Raw genomic sequence first — 15,737 nt, 5'->3', positions numbered from 1 at the left:
TTCACCGTCACCACCGGGGCCCGCAGTTCCTGATCGACACGACGAACACGGGGTGGGGACTTTTATCTGGCCACCAGTGGGGACCTCCACTTGGCCACCAGTGGGGACTTTTTCATGGCCACGGACAGCCGACCTCGGCCGACGCTGGAACGCCGCACTGATCGGGGTCTCGAAGTGATCGATCCAGAAGACGATCTTGTGGAAACTGCCGCATCGGCGGAGTGACGGAGACGCAGCCCCCCGGCCTCTTGCTCAACCGCCCCCGGCTTGGGCCGGGGGCGGTTTTGCCGTTACCGGGACGTTGACCGTCACCTCGACCATTCGTCGTTGGGTATCTCAACATGTTCTGACGGCCATGTGTTAGGGCATTCTTCGCGTAGCTCTTGGGCCGTTCCATACGTTTGCGTTCCTGCGTCGGCCACCTTCATTTGCAATTCAAAACGTGAGCTGTCCGAAGGCGGGTTAGCCAAGTCGTTCTGGAGGTCGGCCAGGTTGTCGAACCCCTTCGCCCACTCGTCAAGGTGCCCTTTGATCTCTGGGGTGGACACTGATCCCGCGCTAGCCCGCGCGTCGTTTCGCAGCGCTATCCAGTCGTCCGCCCTGGCGTTTCCGCTCAAGCTGGCGGTCGCGAGCTTGTTCCACTTGGACGCAAGTGCCCCTACCGTCTCGCAGTCCGCTGAATTAGCTGAGTCGGATGTCGAAGATTGATGAGATATCCACAGCGCACCTACCGTCACGATCACGGCGCAGAGCGCGGCGACAGTCACCCATGGCCACCGTCTTCTAAGCATGGACACGACCCTATCTGCCCCAAGCGCCAGGGTCGCTCGGAGACAGTTGGTGCATGCCGCCGAATGGGTTCGGGATATACATCGTCAGGCTCGGGTTGTCCGCCCGTGCTTGGTAGATCTCCGTGATGTCCGTGGGATTCCATTCGCCCAGGCCAAGTCGAATTGGGGGCACGCCGGCCATGTCGTTCTGTGGGGCGAATTGGATGATGTGCTCGGCTTCGTACTGGTAGTCCACCCATGTTGCCGGGTACCAGGTGCCGTCGCGTGCGATCCACCGAGTGTGGGCAGGCGAGCCGTTGTATTCTTCGCCCACGACGCGAAATCGGTACCCCTCTGAGCCGATCCAACCCGGTTTGACGCCCCACCCCTCGGGAGGTGCCCCCGAAGCAATCTCCTTGAGCCCGGATGGGTGCCCAGTGATGGGAGTTGGAAACTCCTTACTCCATGCCTTGGCCTCGGGCTGGCCCGATGGGGTGCCAGAACCCTGGTAGGGGTGGTCGTAGTCGATGTCCCACCGGCCACCGCCAGGGCGGGAGTCCGGGGGAGGCGGCGGCTCCCAGGGGTACGGGAACGGATCGCCAGGGGCCCCAGGTAGGTCGCCCAACGGGCCATCCTGCTTGAATCCGTCACCGAAGCTGGCGGCCTTGATCGTGCCGTTGTCGGCCCCGTCGAACGTGATCCCATCCAGCTCACTGGCTTTCGCGGTGAGGCGTTCCCCGATCGAGGTGTCGGCTGCCACCAGTTGCTCAGCGTTCCACCGGATATTCTCGGTGTGCTCGGCCAGGGCGCGGTTGCGGTCGATGGCCGAGTTGATGTCCCATCGGCGAGTATCGGTCACCCGGAGGTCTTCACTCACCCGGAATCCATCGGCTTCGGCCTCAGCGATCGCGGTGAGCGCCTTCTGCGCGGCGGCGCGCAGGTCCGCGACGCTGCTGTCCGCGAGATCGGCCGCAGCCCGCACCACTTCGCCGTGCCGGTCGACCACCGCAGTGTCGGCGGTGACCCGGTCCAGGGCGGCGTCCTTGGCAGTGCCCTCCCACTCGGTTCCACTGATGTTTTGGCGGTGCCGGGAGAACAGTTCCTCAAACTTGGCGGCGGAAGCGCGCCAACGTGTCGCGGCGGCTTCCAGATGGGTGATGTCCCAGTTTTCGAGCTGCGAGCGCGTCAACCCAGCGCCACCGTCGGACGCGGGGCTCACACGGTCCTCGCGACGGCGTCGGCCCCGTCATCATCTGTGCGGCGATACACCCCACTGCCCACCTTCATGTACTCCGAGTGGTTGCTGACCCGCGCGGCTTGCCGGTCGCGCGCCGACGCCAGCGCCGCATCGATCGCCGACACCCCAGCGTGGCTGGGCTGGGACCCGCTACCTTCACCGGCCGCGCCAGTCGATGCCAACGTGGCCGCAACCGCATCGCCCTGTGCCGCTGCTGCGCTCAGCGAACCGGTGTCAACGTGTAGGTGTGCCATGTTCCCCCCCTTGATCTTGACGTTACTACGCTAGATGGTCGATATGGCGAAGCCCCCGGCAATCAGAGGCATTGATGCGCCGGGGGCTTCTTGTTTCGTAGGGGATTAGGTCATGGGGGCACCTGCGTGGCTGAACACCGGCACATCGGCCTGTACGGCGTCGGCTCGCATCTCAGCTTCGGCGCCCTGCAGCACCGCGACCAGTTCACTCAGAGCCCCAGGGGAGTAGTGCCCGGCGTCGATCCCGTTGACTGCGAGGGATAGGTACCGCTTTACGCGCCGGTCTGGTGTTTGGATGCCCTCGATGCGGGCCTCTACAAGCGGACTCGTCACGCCAAACCCGAGACTGTTGTCTGTCACTGGCTGGACTGTGCGGACGGCTGCGGCGAACCACCGGAAGATCAGGCCATCCCAGTTTTCGGGGGCCGCTACCTCGATAGCGCCCGCTGGCGGTGAGTAGTCCGCGCAGAACGCGCAGAGGTCGGCGGTAGTTGGTTGGTTGCAGGTGCGGCAAGGGTGTTCGCTGCCGACACCCTTGGGGTTGTCCGAGTTCATGGACACTCTTACGGGGGTGTCGTCGGTGGTCGACAACCTTTGAGTGTGATTAGGCATTGTTCGGTTCTCCCTACATATAGGGGTCACTCGAAACGTTGTTGCATGGATGTTGCATGCGAATTGGTGAGAAGTTCTAACTAGTACCTCTGACCTACGGTAATGGTGGTGCGCGATACTGGGATTGAACCAGTGACCTCTTCCGTGTCAGGGAAGCGCTCTCCCGCTGAGCTAATCGCGCGGGGTGAAACTCTAACTTGGAGGTGGAGACGGGAATCGAACCCGTGTGCACGGCTTTGCAGGCCGTTGCCTCACCACTCGGCCACTCCACCACTGGGGTTGATGCCACACATCGCACCTTCGAGCGGATGACGGGATTCGAACCCGCGACCCTCACCTTGGCAAGGTGATGCGCTACCAACTGCGCTACATCCGCGCGCCACGAGCGAGATCGTCGCCCGTCGCGATGCAGAACATTAGTCCACCGACGTGCGCAGACACAAATCCCCATTACGGGAGGGCAAAGCGCGGCCAAAAACGGTGTTTCAGAACAGGTGGTAAGCCTCCCGTGAGAGGGCGAACCCGTGGCGGGTCTTTGTGTCACGGCAGGTGATACCGGTGCCGGCGCTCTCGCATCGCAGGGTCCCGGCCGTGATCGAATCTCCGTATCCCAGTTCGCTGTCCGTGCTCAACGCGGTGTCGCCCGCGCAGACGAACTCCGCCGGCCGGCCCGGGCGCAGCGTCATGCCCTGGCCGTACGCGAACTCGCAACTGGCGGGGCGCAGCGGCGGCGCCCAGCTACGGTCGCGGATATCGCAGCGCGCCATCGACGCGTCGAGGTGGCAACCCACGTTGCCCGACGGCGAGGTGAACGCCGTCGGCTCTCTGACCTGCCGGTTCACCACGCCGGCGACACTGTGGAAGTTCGGCGTTACACCAACCGGCCGATCTGTCATCGGCGCCGGGGCGCTGTGGCATCCCGAAAATAGGGCACTAGCAGCAAAAATTGCACCGCCGACGGCCGGCCAGCGGGCCCGCAGGTGAACCATGACGGGTGACCATACGCCCGCATCAACGTGCATATTTGGCAAATCGAACAAGTCGATTCGGCGGATACCGATTCGGGTCTGCCCCGGAATGCGTGCTAGTGTTCGACGTCGTTCCCACGGTCTCGTAGCTCAGTGGGAGAGCGTCCGCCTCACACGCGGAAGGTCGCTGGTTCGAACCCAGCCGGGACCACCATCACCACCGACGGCTTCGGAGAAAACCGGGGCCGTTTTTTTGTGGCCGGACACACGTCGCGTCCGCACCGGGGGTTGTCGCGGTGATTCGGTAGGGTCCTCCGACGTGACTCAGAGCGTGACCGTCGGAACCATCAAATCCGTAACCGCCCGTCTGGCCGAGGAACTCGCCGTGGGCGAGGGACAGGTCGTTGCCACGGTGGGACTTCTGGACGAGGGCGCGACGGTCCCGTTCATCGCGCGGTACCGCAAGGAGGTCACCGGCGGCCTCGACGACGGTCAGCTACGCACTCTGGAGGAGCGCCTGGGCTACCTGCGTGAGCTCGACCAGCGCCGTGAGGCCGTGCTGGCCTCGATCGAGGAGCAGGGCAAGCTCACCGACGAGTTGCGGGCTGCCTTGATGGCCGCCGAGACCAAAGCCCGGGTCGAAGACATCTACCTGCCGTACAAGCCCAAGCGGCGCACCAAGGCCCAGATCGCCAAGGAAGCCGGCCTTGAGCCGCTGGCCGAGCGGCTGTTGGCCGATCCGACGCTGGTGCCCGACGAGGTGGCCGGTGAGTTCCTCAACGACGACGTGGCCGACGCCGCCGCGGCGCTGGAAGGCGCTCGCCACATCATCATCGAGCGGGCTTCCGAGGATGCCGAGCTGGTCGGCGCCACCCGTGAGAAATTCTGGGCCGACGGCTCGCTACGCACCGGCCCGTGGTCCGAAGAGGCAGCGAAAAGCCCTGCCGCACAGAAGTTCCGCGATTACTTCGAATTCTCCGAACCGCTGGAGAACATGCCGTCGCACCGGGTGCTCGCGGTGTTGCGCGGTGAGAAGGAGCAGGCGCTGTCACTGAACTTCGACGGCGGCGAGGATGAGCAGTACCAGGCGATGATCGCCCAGTCCCTGGGCATCGACATGACCGCCAAGGCGCCCGCCACGGCGTGGTTGGCCACCACCGTGCGGTTGGCCTGGCGGGCCAAGCTGATGATCTCGGCTGCCGTGGACGCGCGTGTCCGGCTGCGTCAGCGCGCCGAGGAAGAAGCCGTTGCGGTGTTCGCCCGCAATCTCAAAGACCTGCTGCTGGCCGCACCGGCCGGCACCCGCGCCACCCTCGGGCTGGACCCGGGTTTCCGGACCGGCGTGAAGGTCGCCGTCGTCGACGCCACCGGCAAGGTCGTCGACACGTGCGCGATCTTCCCGCACCAGCCGCAGAAGCAGTGGGACCAGGCCAAGGCCACGTTGGCGGCCCTGATCGCCCGGCACAACGTCGAGTTGATCGCCGTCGGCAACGGCACCGCTTCACGCGAGACCGACGCGTTGGCCGGTGAGCTGATCGCCGACATCCGAGCGGCCGGGGCCAAGGCGCCGGCCAAGGCCATGGTCAGCGAGGCCGGTGCGTCGGTGTACTCGGCCTCCGAGTACGCGGCCCGGGAGATGCCGAACCTCGACGTGACGCTGCGCGGTGCGGTTTCGATCGCTCGTCGCCTGCAGGATCCGTTGGCCGAGTTGGTCAAGATCGATCCCAAGTCGATCGGTGTCGGCCAGTACCAGCACGACGTGACGCCGGGCTCGCTGGCGCGCAGCCTCGACGCCGTGGTCGAAGACGCCGTGAACGCGGTGGGCGTGGACCTCAACACGGCCTCGGTGCCGCTGCTGTCCCGGGTATCGGGGGTGACCGAATCCCTGGCCGAGGCCATCGTCGCGTACCGCGAGAGCGCCGGCGCGTTCCGCAGCCGCAAGGCGCTGCTGGATGTTCCGCGCCTGGGCCCCAAGGCATTCGAACAGTGCGCGGGGTTCCTGCGGATCCGGGACGGGGAGGACCCGCTGGACGCGTCCGGCGTGCACCCCGAGTCCTACCCGGTGGTGCGGCGCATCCTGGACCGCTCCGGGGTGACGCTGGCCGAACTGATCGGTGACGAACGCACCCTGCGGAAGCTCAAGCCCGCCGATTTCGCCGACGAACGATTCGGTGTGCCGACGGTGACCGACATCCTGGCCGAGCTCGAAAAGCCCGGACGTGACCCGCGTCCGGCGTTCTCCACCGCCACCTTCGCCGCCGGCGTCGAGAAGGTCGCCGACCTCAAGCCCGGAATGGTGCTCGAGGGGGTGGTGACCAACGTGGCGGCGTTCGGTGCATTCGTCGACGTGGGTGTGCACCAGGACGGCCTCGTGCACGTCTCGGCCATGGCTGACCGGTTCATCTCCGACCCGCACGAGGTGGTGAAGTCGGGTCAGGTGGTCAAGGTCAAGGTGGTCGACGTCGATGTGGACCGGCAGCGGATCGGACTGAGCCTGCGGCTCAACGACACCCCGCAGCGCGAGCAGGGCAAGCGGCCCGAGCGCGGTGGTCAGGGCGGCCAGAACCGCCGAGACGGCGGCAATCAGGGTCGTGGCGGGCGAAATCAGAACCGTGGCAACAATTCCGGTCGTCGCGAATCGAATCAGCCGATGGGATCGATGGCCGAGGCGCTGCGCAACGCGGGCTTCGGCAAGTAGCGGCTACGGCGTCTGCTCCGGGGCCTGATCGGCCCCGGAGTGGTGACTGCGCCAAGACCGGTAGCCGCGATGGGCGGCGAACGCCCCGATGACCGCCGTGATGCACCACACCCCGATCGCGGTGTAGGCCAACGGGGCCGACAGATCACCGATCGACGCGCCGAGTGCGGTGTAGACGAACGCGCGCGGCACCGAACCGATGAACGCCCCAGCTGCCATCTGCCACAACGGCACGCCGAATGCGCCGAAGGCGTAGGAGGCGAGCGCGTCGGACACGCCGGGAACGAAACGCTGCCCGACCACCGCCCACAAGCCGCCCCGCTCGATCTGGTGATCCAGCCGATCCGCGCGTTGTGCCCCGAGTAAGGCCCGGGCGCTGTCGCGGCCCGCGCGCCGGCCGATCAGGCTGGCCACCACCGCCGTGCCGACCGTGGCGCCCAGGGTCACGAATGTGCCCAGTACCGGACCGAACAGCACACCGCTGCCCGCGGCCAGGATCGGGCCGGGCACGAACAGCGCTCCGAGGCAAGCAGACATCACGATGTAGGCCAGGGGGGCGGCCGGCCCGGCCGAGGCGACCAGGGCCCGCATGTTGTCGACATCGATGACGCGGGCCACGGCCACCAGATAGAACAGGCCGAACAGGAACGCCGCGAACGCGACGAGCCGCAGGATGTGCGGTCGCCGGTTGGTGCCAGGGGAGTCGTCGTCAGCCATCGCGGCCACGATTCTTCCCTACATCCAGGGCGTCAGCCGGGGCCGCGGTCACCTGCCGGCGTGTTGGTGCAGGTGCAGCGCCGGGTCGCCGGTACCGACCGCATGACTTCGGCGGCGTGCTGACCGCAGCCGTCCCAGGTGGTCTTGCCGCAGCTCGGGCATTTCACCGGATAACAGATCGGCGTGCGCTTTCAGCTCGTGGTGGTGGAACTCGTGGCTTTGCGGGCCGCGATCTTCGCACGGACCTGGTCCATGTCGAGGTCTGCGATCTGGGAGATGAGATTCTCCAGTGCTACCGGCGGCAGCGCCCCTGGTTGGCTGAACACCAGGACTCCTTCGCGGAAGGCCGCGATGGTGGGGATGGATCGTATGTCCATCAGGGCGGCAAGCTCACTCTCCTGCTCGGTGTCGACCTTGGCGTGAACGATCTCGGGATGGTTGGTGGCCGACCGCTCGAAGGTCGGAGCGAAAGCCCGGCACGGGCCGCACCAGGAAGCCCAGAAGTCGACGAGCACGATGTCGTTGGTGCGGATCGTGGATTCGAAGTCGGCGTAGCCGAGGTTGTGGATGGTCATTGGGTACTCCTTGGATCAGTTCGTTCGAACCATGTCAACATACCCCTGGGGGTATATATTCCAATCGGATGGTTCCCACTTCCAGGGGGTCTCTGGGCGGTAGCGTGGCAGAAGAACGTGTCCCTGACGGGCGTGCGACGACGCGGCGAAAGAGGCCACAACATGGAAATCGCTTTGGTGACCACGACGACGGGCCCGTTCGAGGAGGCCGTTGCCCGCACTCGAGACGCGCTGGCCCAGCAAGGATTCGGTGTTCTGACGGAGATCGACATCCGGGCGACGCTGAACGCCAAGTTGGGTGGCGACGCCGGTGATCGGTTGGGTGACTATCTGATCCTCGGTGCCTGCAACCCCCAGTTCGCCCAGCAGGCCCTCAGTGCCTACCGGCAGATCGGTGTGCTGTTGCCGTGCAATGTGGTGCTGCGCACCGCTCCGGGGGATGATGCCGTGGTCGTCGAGGCGATGAATCCGAACCTGATGGCCGAGGTCACCGATGAGCCGAAGTTGGTCGACATCGCCGCCGAGGTCGGCCGGCGGCTACAGGCGGCGCTCGACAGCCTCTAGGTCCGTAAGTTGATACCCATGGATACCCCGATCGCTGTGGTCACCGGGGCGAGTCGCGGCGCGGGCCGCGGCATCGCCGCAGCCCTGCTCGCCTCGGGTTGGCGGGTGTATGTCACCGGACGGACGGTGACCGATCCGGGGGAGGGTGGCATCGCCGTTCAGGTCGACCACGCCGACGACGCGGCGGTGGGTGCGTTGTTCCAGCGGATCGGCGAGCAGGAGGGCCGGCTGGACCTCCTGGTCAACAACGCGGCCGCCGTCCACGACGACCTGGTCAACCCGAAACCGTTCTGGGAGAAGCCGATCGAGCTGGCTGATGTGCTCGACGTCGGATTGCGCTCGGCCTATGTGGCGTCCTGGCATGCCGCGCCGCTGCTGCTCGCGGCGGACAAGGGCCTGATCGTGTTCACCTCGTCGCCCGGATCGGTCTGCTATATGCACGGTCCCGCTTACGGGGCGCAGAAGGCCGGGGTGGACAAACTGGCCGCAGACATGGCGGTCGACTTCGCCGACACCGGCGTGTCGACGGTGGCGATCTGGATGGGCATCCTGCTGACCGAGAAGCTCAAGGCCGCGTTCACCGGCCACCCGGATGCACTGGCCAAGACCGCCGAGCACGCCGAGACCCCGGAGTTCACCGGATATCTGATCGACGCGTTGTACCGGGATCCGGAGCTGGCCCAAATGTCCGGGCACACCGTGATCGGCGCCGAGCTCGCAACCCGCTACGGCCTGACCGACGAAGGCGGACGCGTGCCGCCGTCGCACCGGGACATGCTGGGTGCGCCGAGGGAGCCGAGCTCGGCCATCGTCAGATAATCAGCGCCTGGTCAGCGCCGAAACCCGCTGTGGCTGCGGATCAGTGGCAGCGTCGCGAGTGTGGCGAATCCGGGCTCGGCGTCACACACCTCGGGTACCGCGTTGAGGACCTGCATCGCCGTGGCCACGTTGGCCGCCCGCACATGCTCGGCCATCGTGGCCTCGCGGGTGAAACTGGCCAGGGTGAAGAAGTGCGTCTGCATGGACGGGTCACCCTCGATGGTCAGTGTCCAGCCGTGTTTGGGCCGTGGCCAGTGATCGGGGTATTCGTTGCCGACCGTCCATAAGGTCTCGATCTCGATGAGCGGTTCGCCGTCGCGTACGCCCACCCAGTTCCACCGTTGCCCGGCGGTGGTTCCGGCAGCCAGCAGGTTGTCGAAGATCTGGTGGTCGTGACGTGCGGCGACGGCCTCCACCGATGAGGTGACCCCGTCGATACCAGCACCCAGGGCATCGGCCAGGAGCCACACCTGCTCGGTGAACAGTTCGTTGTTGAAGGCCAGGAACTCGGTTGTCTCGACGCCGATCTCGTCCACGGGGCGGCCGAACGACATGTTGTCGAAAGTGATGTGGGTGCTGTCGTAGTCCGACCAGTCGGCACGCTCCTGCAGGGTGATCTTGTCGATCCGGCGGCTCATCCCTGACAGCACCAGAGGCAGGGCGCCGGACAGGTTGCCCGGGTTGATCCCGCTGCCGTGCACGGTCGTGCCGCCTGCCGTGCAGGCCGCCTGCAGCCGATCTCGGTCGGGCGCGGGCATCCGCTGCGGATGGAACAGGAAGGCCGTCGTCACCACGTTCTTGCCGCCGGCCAACAGGGCGCACACGTCGTTTAGATCAGTGGTCCGCGGGGTGTAGACGACGCAGTCGGCTGCCAGGTCCAGGATGGCCGTTACGTCGGAGGTAGCGCGGAGGCCGACCGGTTCCCGGCCCAGCAGCTCGCCGACGTCGACACCGTTTTTGGCGTCCGAGTACACGCGGACCCCGACCAGGTCCAGGTCGGGACGGTCGTCCAGGATCGCCGCCAGCGTCTCGACCCCGACTGCGCCCGTACCCCACTGAATTACCCGATATGCCATAGCTTTCCGCCTTCGATGTCGCTGCCGGGAGGTAGTTCGTCAGGCTAGCCAATCTGCGGCCCGGTGTACGGCGGTCGGAGAAATCGGGCTAGGTCAGCAGCCCTTCCGAGATCAGCCAGTCCCGCGCCACGATGGCCGGGTCCTCGCCGTCACTGTCGACCTTCGCATTCAGTGTCATCATGGTCTCGTTGGTGAGCCGCGGATTGAGCTGCGCGAAGATTTCGGCGAGTTCGGGATGGGCGTCGAGCAGGGCGGTGTCGATCACCTCGGTGAGGTTGTACAGCGGGAAGAACTGCTTGTCGTCCTCGAGGACCCGCAGGTTCAGGGTCGGGATACGGCCATCGGTGGTGAACACCTCGCCGAAGTTGCAATCACCGTTGGCGGTTGCGGTGTAGATGACACCGGTGTCCAGGTGGATCACCCGGCCAAGCTTGGCCCGGGTCAGCCCGTAGGTCCTCAGCATCGGCACGAATCCGTCGTTGCGGTTGGCGAATTCGCTCTCCACGCAGAACGTCAGCGCCTGCCGGGGGAGCCCGGTGAGGTCGGACAGTTTGGTCACTCCGAGTCGCTGGGCCTCGGACTCGCGGATCGCGAAGGCGTAGGTGTTGTTCATCGGTGCCGGCGGCAGCCAGCTCAAGTCGTTGGCCTGGTCGGCTTCGTCGACAGCCTGCCACTGGGCGACGGGGTCCTTGATCGGCTCCTCGTTGCCCATGTAATTGATCCAGCCGGTGCCGGTGTATTCGGGTGAGATGTTCGCGGTCCCGTCCAGCATGGCCTGGCGTACCCCGAAACTGCCCGGTGTGTTGGTCATGTTGGTGACGTCGGCGCCGGCGGCGTTGAGGATGATCGACAGCATGTTGCCGAGGATCAGCTGCTCGGTGAAATCCTTGGCGGCCACCGTGATCGGCACACCCTCCAGTGAGTCGTAATGCTGGATGGTTCCCGGTTTCGCCTTGAGCACCGCACCACTGGCCGACCGCAGCCCGCACCCGGCCGCCAGCAGAACCACCAGGGCCAGCGCGACGAGCCGTAGGCTGCGATGCATCAGAGTCCCTTCGGCGCCGCGACCATCTCGACAACGCGCGCGAGCCAGTCGATGAACAGCGCCAGTGCGGCAACCAGGATGGCGCCCACCACCAGGGTGACGGTCTGTTGCAGCTTGATGCCGGTGGTGATGAGCTGGCCCAGCCCGCCACCTCCGGTGAACGAGGCCAGGGCCGCCGTACCGACGATGAGCACCAGCGCGGTGCGCACCCCGGCGACGATCACCCGCAGCGCCAGCGGCAACTCCACCTTGACGAGCGTGGCGAACGCCGACATCCCCATGCCGCGGGCCGCCTCGATCACCCGCCGGTCGACACCGTCGAGGCCGATGACGGTATTGGCGACGATCGGCAGCGCACCGTAAACCGTCAGCGCCACAACGGCACCCACGCTGCCGATCCCGAACAACACCGCTCCGAGGGCGATCAACCCGATCGCGGGTGCAGCCTGTCCGAAGCCGGCCACGGTGATGATCGGCGCCGAATAGCGCCGCATCGGCCCGCGGGTCAGCGCGATCCCGAGCGGGATTGCCACCAGGCAGGTCAGGACCGTGGCGGCCAGGCTGATCGCCATGTGTTGACGCAACAGCGTCAACAGGTTGCCGACCCCGAGGGACCGCTGTTCGGATTCCGAGACATGGGCGATGTTGACGTAGGCGAGCGAACCCAGCACGGCCACAACGCAGACCAGTGGTTGCACCAGCCACCGTCCCAGGCCCAGCCGCGACGTCGGCTCGGCCGGTAGGGCAGAGGCCTCGGTCTGCGGCGCGGTGGCGGTCATGAGGTCGGCTCCGCGGACTGGGCGGCACTGCGCACCTCGGCCATCGCATCCATGATCGTCTCCACCCGGATCACGCCCCGGTAGACGTTGCGCCGACCCGTCACCACCACCACGCCGTGCGAGGAGGTCAGCATGACATCCAAAGCATCGTTGAGTGTCGAAGCCAGGCTGACCTTTTCGAGATCCTCATCGCGGGTGACCTGCTGCAGGGAGCGTGGGTCGTCGAGCTCGGTCAGCGACATCCAACGCAGCGGCCGGTCCTGCCCGTCGAGCACGATGACGTGTTCACGCTCGATGGCCTGTGCGGCGCGGACCGCCGCGGCAGGATCTCCGCCGACATGGGCGACGGCGGCCTCGTGCAAATCGACGTCACGGACCCTGGTCAGAGTCAGCTGTTTGAGTGCGGCGCCGTGCCCGACGAAGCCGCGGACGAAGTCGTTGGCCGGATTGGCCAAGATGTGTTCGGGGGTGTCGTATTGAACGATCTCGGAACCCTGCCGCAGGATCGCGATCTTGTCGCCGAGTTTGACCGCCTCGTCGAAGTCGTGGGTGACGAACACGATCGTCTTGCGCAGTTCATCCTGCAGGCGCAGCAGCTCGTCCTGCAGGCGCTGGCGGGTTATCGGGTCGACGGCGCCGAACGGCTCGTCCATCAGCAACACCGGCGGGTCGGCGGCCAGAGCCCGAGCCACCCCGACGCGTTGCTGCTGACCGCCGGAGAGCTCGCGCGGATAGCGGTCGCGATACTGCGCCGGGTCGAGGTTCACCAGATCGAGCAGTTCGTCCACCCGCGCCGATATCTGCTCCTTGTCCCACTTCAGCAGCCGCGGAACGATCGCGATGTTGTCCCCGACCGTGAAATGGGGGAACAGGCCGGCCCCTTGGATGACGTAGCCGATATGGCGGCGGAGTTGGTCGGGGTTGTGATGGGTGACATCGTCGTCGCCGATCAGGATGCGCCCGCTGGTCGGTTCGATCAGCCGGTTGATCATCTTCATCGTCGTGGTCTTGCCACAACCTGACGGACCGACGAGCATTACGATCTCCCCGGCCGGGAACTCCATCGTGATGTTGTCCACTGCCGGAGCGCTTTTGGCGTCGTAGCGTTTGGTGACCCCGTCGAGCAGAATGCGCACGCCACTGATCTCGGAGGCGTCGCCGGATTCGGAAACGCCGGTCGCCGGGTCAGACACGGATCCCCCTCGGTGTGGTCAGGCGGGTGATGACGTTGAGCACGGTGTCCAAAACGATTGCCAGGATCAGGATGCCGACGGTGCCGGCCACGATCGAGTTGGTCGCATTGGCGCCCCCGGTGCGGGAGATACCGGAGAAGATGTAGCCGCCGAGTCCGGGCCCGAGCGCATAGGCCGCGATGGCGGCGATGCCCATCAGCATCTGCGCTGATACGCGCACGCCGGTCATGATGACCGGCCATGCCAGGGGCAGCTCGAGACGGACCAGTGTGGACAGGCGGCCCATTCCCATCCCGCGGGCGGACTCGACGAGGGTGCGATCCACCCCGGTCAATCCGACCAGAACATTGCGGAGGATCGGCAGGAATCCGAAGAACACCAGCATGATCACCGACGGCAGCACCCCGATGCCCACGATGCCGACCAGCACACCGAGCAATGCGTACGACGGGATTGTCAGGCCCACCGACGTCAGCACGTTCCCGAGCGCACTACCCCACGGAGAGCGGTAGATCAGCACTCCGACCAGCAGTGCGGCGACGGTGGCGAGGAGCAGGGTTTGCACCACCAGGCTCATGTGCTGATACGCGAGGAAGGACAGGATCGACCAACGGTCCCGGACAAACTCGAAAAAGCCCATCAGCTCTGCAGCGCCTCACTTCGGTTACCCGAGGACAGCGGTATGCCGTCGCCAGGCAAAACGAGCCTAGCGAACGTGGGCAGCCCGCCGAGGCATTAAGCGCGTATCGGCGGGGCAGGAACCCGTGTGCGACCACGGATGTGGCGGCAGTCGTTTCAGATCCCGGTCAGATAGCGGCGTGTCACCACCCGCTGCAGCAACCGCGTCACCGGCCCGCCCAACCGGCTCCACCAGGTGGCCGGCCGGGAGAATGCGACCACCTCGGCATGCACCTCGTCGGTCGTCGGGTCGTAGCGGACCGAGAACAACTCCTCGCCGGACTCGGGATGCCCGGCCAGGGTGCCGTAGGCGAAGCCCCGCCGATCGGGTTCGTCGAGCAGGTAGACCACCCGGCACGGCGCCGGCACCGGACCGAGGCGGACCAGCAACTCGGTGCCCACGCCGGCGGCCTCGGTGGTGGCTTGTACGCGCAGGCCGGCGCCGCGTTGCATGCCCCAGTGCAACACGGAATCGGCGGCCGTCTCGAAGCGTGCGCGGCCGGTACCGATCACCTCCGTGGCCCGGATGTGGCGATAGCCGGCGGGCGGGTCGCCCGCGGTGGCGCCCACCTCCGGATAGGTCAACGACAGCCGTGCCAGGTCGTGCAGTTTCACGTCACCACCATGGCACTAATACGGTGGTTTCGTGGCCACAGAAACAGCGCACCCCGGCGGAGGATTCAACCCGCCCGAGCCCACCGATCGCGGCGGGCCCGATTACGGACGCTTCATCGAGGCGGTACGCACCCTGGGGGACCACGCACGCAGCGCCGACGCCCCGGACGAGGTGATCACCGAGGCGGCCGACCTGATCGAGAAGGTGTCCGCGCTGCTGGCCCCGTACGAAGCCGACGAATGGAATTCACCGTCCGGTCGGCGACTGGACCTGCCCAATCGTGGCAACGTCAACAACGTGCCGGTGCATCTGGAGCGAACCGCCGACAACCGGATCGCCGGGACGGCCCGCTTCCGGCGGTTTCACCTCGGTCGCAACGGGGCGGTACACGGCGGTTCGCTGGCGTTGCTGTTCGATTCACTGCTCGGTTACACCGCGGCCAAACTGACCGGCAGCATGTATCAGCGCACCGCGTATCTGCACGTCAACTACCGCCAGATCGCCCCGATCGAGAAAGAGCTGCAGGTGCAGGCCGGCATCAACCGCATCGAGGGGCGCAAGATCTACGTCGAGGGACGCCTGCTCGACGGCGACGACGTGCTCACCGAGGCCGAGGCGTTGTTCGTGCGGCTCAAGCCGGGGCAGCCATGAGTGTGGCGGCCAACCTCGCCGAGGTGAAGCGGCGCTGGACGAGCTGGCGGGAGGGGTTGCGCTCGCGCCCGGCCGTCGATTTCACCTACCGCATCGTGGTCGGCGTCGTCGGCACGCTCGTGCTGGCGGTCGGGATCGTGGCGATCCCGTATCCGGGCCCTGGCTGGGCCATCGTGTTCCTCGGGCTGGCAATCCTGGCCAGCGAATTCGACTTCGCCAAGCGGGCGCTGCGTTATGTCCGGGCCCGCTACGACGCCGTGATGGCCTGGTTCGACCGCCAGCACATCGCGGTCAAAGGTGTCAGTGCGGCTTTCACCGGACTGGTGGTGCTCGGCACGCTGTGGCTGTTCGGCGTGATCGGCTTCGCGGCGGGTCTGGTCGGGTTGGATCAGGAGTGGCTCAAGAGCCCTATCGGGATCGGGTCCTGATCAGGCCACCGATAGCATGGTCGCGTTCGCATCAGCCCACGCATGGTAGGAGACTCC

Annotated in this window: 17 protein-coding genes and 4 tRNA genes; 6 read left to right on the top strand and 15 right to left on the bottom strand. The window is 66.2% G+C overall.

Features of this window, described 5'->3' with window-relative positions; genetic code table 11:
• Window positions 1–801: 801 nt before the first annotated feature.
• The 7 genes from E0T84_RS32115 to E0T84_RS30840 form a co-directional block, all read right to left on the bottom strand.
• Window positions 802–1,989 (bottom strand): hypothetical protein, encoded by a 1,188-nt coding sequence (locus tag E0T84_RS32115; protein ID WP_070947224.1) that lies wholly within the window; start codon window positions 1,987–1,989, stop codon window positions 802–804.
• Complete coding sequence (locus E0T84_RS30865) at window positions 1,986–2,261, bottom strand: hypothetical protein (protein ID WP_070947223.1); 276 nt, start codon at window positions 2,259–2,261, stop codon at window positions 1,986–1,988. Before E0T84_RS30865 ends, E0T84_RS32115 begins: the two co-directional genes overlap by 4 nt.
• A gap of 105 nt (window positions 2,262–2,366) precedes the next feature.
• Window positions 2,367–2,594, bottom strand: coding sequence for a hypothetical protein (locus tag E0T84_RS30860; RefSeq protein WP_138746368.1), 228 nt, complete (start codon window positions 2,592–2,594; stop codon window positions 2,367–2,369).
• 385 nt (window positions 2,595–2,979) lie between these two features.
• Window positions 2,980–3,054 (bottom strand) — tRNA-Val (locus tag E0T84_RS30855).
• Window positions 3,055–3,071: 17 nt separating this feature from the next.
• Window positions 3,072–3,145, bottom strand: a tRNA-Cys gene (locus tag E0T84_RS30850).
• 31 nt (window positions 3,146–3,176) lie between these two features.
• Window positions 3,177–3,249: transfer RNA gene (locus E0T84_RS30845), tRNA-Gly, on the bottom strand.
• A 109-nt stretch (window positions 3,250–3,358) separates the two neighbouring features.
• Entirely contained in the window at window positions 3,359–3,718 is a 360-nt protein-coding gene (locus E0T84_RS30840) for a DUF6636 domain-containing protein (protein WP_249383790.1), read from the bottom strand.
• A 262-nt stretch (window positions 3,719–3,980) separates the two neighbouring features.
• Between E0T84_RS30840 and E0T84_RS30835 the strand changes: the two genes are divergently transcribed.
• A tRNA-Val gene (locus tag E0T84_RS30835) sits at window positions 3,981–4,055 on the top strand.
• 105 nt (window positions 4,056–4,160) lie between these two features.
• On the top strand, window positions 4,161–6,539 hold the full coding sequence (locus E0T84_RS30830; RefSeq protein WP_138746367.1) for a Tex family protein: 2,379 nt from the start codon (window positions 4,161–4,163) through the stop codon (window positions 6,537–6,539).
• Window positions 6,540–6,542: 3 nt separating this feature from the next.
• On the opposite strand, the gene E0T84_RS30825 is transcribed toward E0T84_RS30830, so the two are convergent.
• Both E0T84_RS30825 and E0T84_RS30820 read right to left on the bottom strand, forming a co-directional pair.
• The gene (locus tag E0T84_RS30825) at window positions 6,543–7,256 is read right to left on the bottom strand and encodes a TVP38/TMEM64 family protein (RefSeq protein WP_138746366.1); all 714 of its coding nucleotides are present in this window, start codon (window positions 7,254–7,256) and stop codon (window positions 6,543–6,545) included.
• A gap of 191 nt (window positions 7,257–7,447) precedes the next feature.
• A complete protein-coding gene (locus E0T84_RS30820; protein ID WP_138746365.1) occupies window positions 7,448–7,831 on the bottom strand; it encodes a co-chaperone YbbN in 384 nt (127 codons plus the stop codon).
• Between the two features lie 162 nt (window positions 7,832–7,993).
• On the opposite strand from E0T84_RS30820, the gene E0T84_RS30815 reads away from it, so the two are divergent.
• Window positions 7,994–8,395 carry a DUF302 domain-containing protein gene (locus tag E0T84_RS30815; protein ID WP_070947218.1) on the top strand — a complete coding sequence of 134 codons (402 nt, stop codon included), beginning with the start codon at window positions 7,994–7,996 and terminating at the stop codon, window positions 8,393–8,395.
• An 18-nt stretch (window positions 8,396–8,413) separates the two neighbouring features.
• Window positions 8,414–9,214 (top strand): SDR family NAD(P)-dependent oxidoreductase, encoded by an 801-nt coding sequence (locus E0T84_RS30810; protein ID WP_138746364.1) that lies wholly within the window; start codon window positions 8,414–8,416, stop codon window positions 9,212–9,214.
• A gap of 11 nt (window positions 9,215–9,225) precedes the next feature.
• Here the strand turns inward: E0T84_RS30810 and E0T84_RS30805 are convergent, their stop codons facing one another.
• The 6 genes from E0T84_RS30805 to E0T84_RS30780 all read right to left on the bottom strand — a co-directional run bounded on the left by E0T84_RS30805 (window position 9,226) and on the right by E0T84_RS30780 (window position 14,600).
• Window positions 9,226–10,290: a dihydrodipicolinate reductase gene (locus E0T84_RS30805; RefSeq protein ID WP_138746363.1), complete on the bottom strand. Its 1,065-nt coding sequence runs from the start codon at window positions 10,288–10,290 to the stop codon at window positions 9,226–9,228.
• An 88-nt stretch (window positions 10,291–10,378) separates the two neighbouring features.
• Window positions 10,379–11,335 (bottom strand): glycine betaine ABC transporter substrate-binding protein, encoded by a 957-nt coding sequence (locus tag E0T84_RS30800; protein WP_138746362.1) that lies wholly within the window; start codon window positions 11,333–11,335, stop codon window positions 10,379–10,381.
• The gene (locus E0T84_RS30795) at window positions 11,335–12,114 is read right to left on the bottom strand and encodes an ABC transporter permease (protein WP_070186084.1); all 780 of its coding nucleotides are present in this window, start codon (window positions 12,112–12,114) and stop codon (window positions 11,335–11,337) included. Before E0T84_RS30795 ends, E0T84_RS30800 begins: the two co-directional genes overlap by 1 nt.
• On the bottom strand, window positions 12,111–13,307 hold the full coding sequence (locus tag E0T84_RS30790; RefSeq protein ID WP_138746361.1) for an ABC transporter ATP-binding protein: 1,197 nt from the start codon (window positions 13,305–13,307) through the stop codon (window positions 12,111–12,113). The genes E0T84_RS30795 and E0T84_RS30790 overlap by 4 nt, the downstream gene beginning before the upstream one ends.
• Window positions 13,300–13,947 (bottom strand): ABC transporter permease, encoded by a 648-nt coding sequence (locus E0T84_RS30785; protein WP_070186086.1) that lies wholly within the window; start codon window positions 13,945–13,947, stop codon window positions 13,300–13,302. The genes E0T84_RS30790 and E0T84_RS30785 overlap by 8 nt, the downstream gene beginning before the upstream one ends.
• Before the next feature lie 155 nt (window positions 13,948–14,102).
• The gene (locus E0T84_RS30780; RefSeq protein WP_138746360.1) at window positions 14,103–14,600 is read right to left on the bottom strand and encodes a DUF1990 domain-containing protein; all 498 of its coding nucleotides are present in this window, start codon (window positions 14,598–14,600) and stop codon (window positions 14,103–14,105) included.
• Between the two features lie 31 nt (window positions 14,601–14,631).
• Here E0T84_RS30780 and E0T84_RS30775 point away from each other — a divergent pair, with 31 nt between their 5' ends.
• Together E0T84_RS30775 and E0T84_RS30770 are read left to right on the top strand one after the other, a co-directional pair.
• Entirely contained in the window at window positions 14,632–15,252 is a 621-nt protein-coding gene (locus tag E0T84_RS30775) for a PaaI family thioesterase (RefSeq protein ID WP_070186088.1), read from the top strand.
• Entirely contained in the window at window positions 15,249–15,680 is a 432-nt protein-coding gene (locus E0T84_RS30770; RefSeq protein ID WP_138746359.1) for a TIGR02611 family protein, read from the top strand. The genes E0T84_RS30775 and E0T84_RS30770 overlap by 4 nt, the downstream gene beginning before the upstream one ends.
• The last annotated feature ends 57 nt before the right edge of the window (window positions 15,681–15,737 follow it).

It is taken from the genome of Mycobacterium sp. DBP42, assembly GCF_005924235.1.
In the GTDB taxonomy this organism is placed as follows: domain Bacteria; phylum Actinomycetota; class Actinomycetes; order Mycobacteriales; family Mycobacteriaceae; genus Mycobacterium; species Mycobacterium syngnathidarum.
Note: the sequence above shows the minus strand (reverse complement) of the source record. Positions and strands in the feature narration are given on the sequence as shown.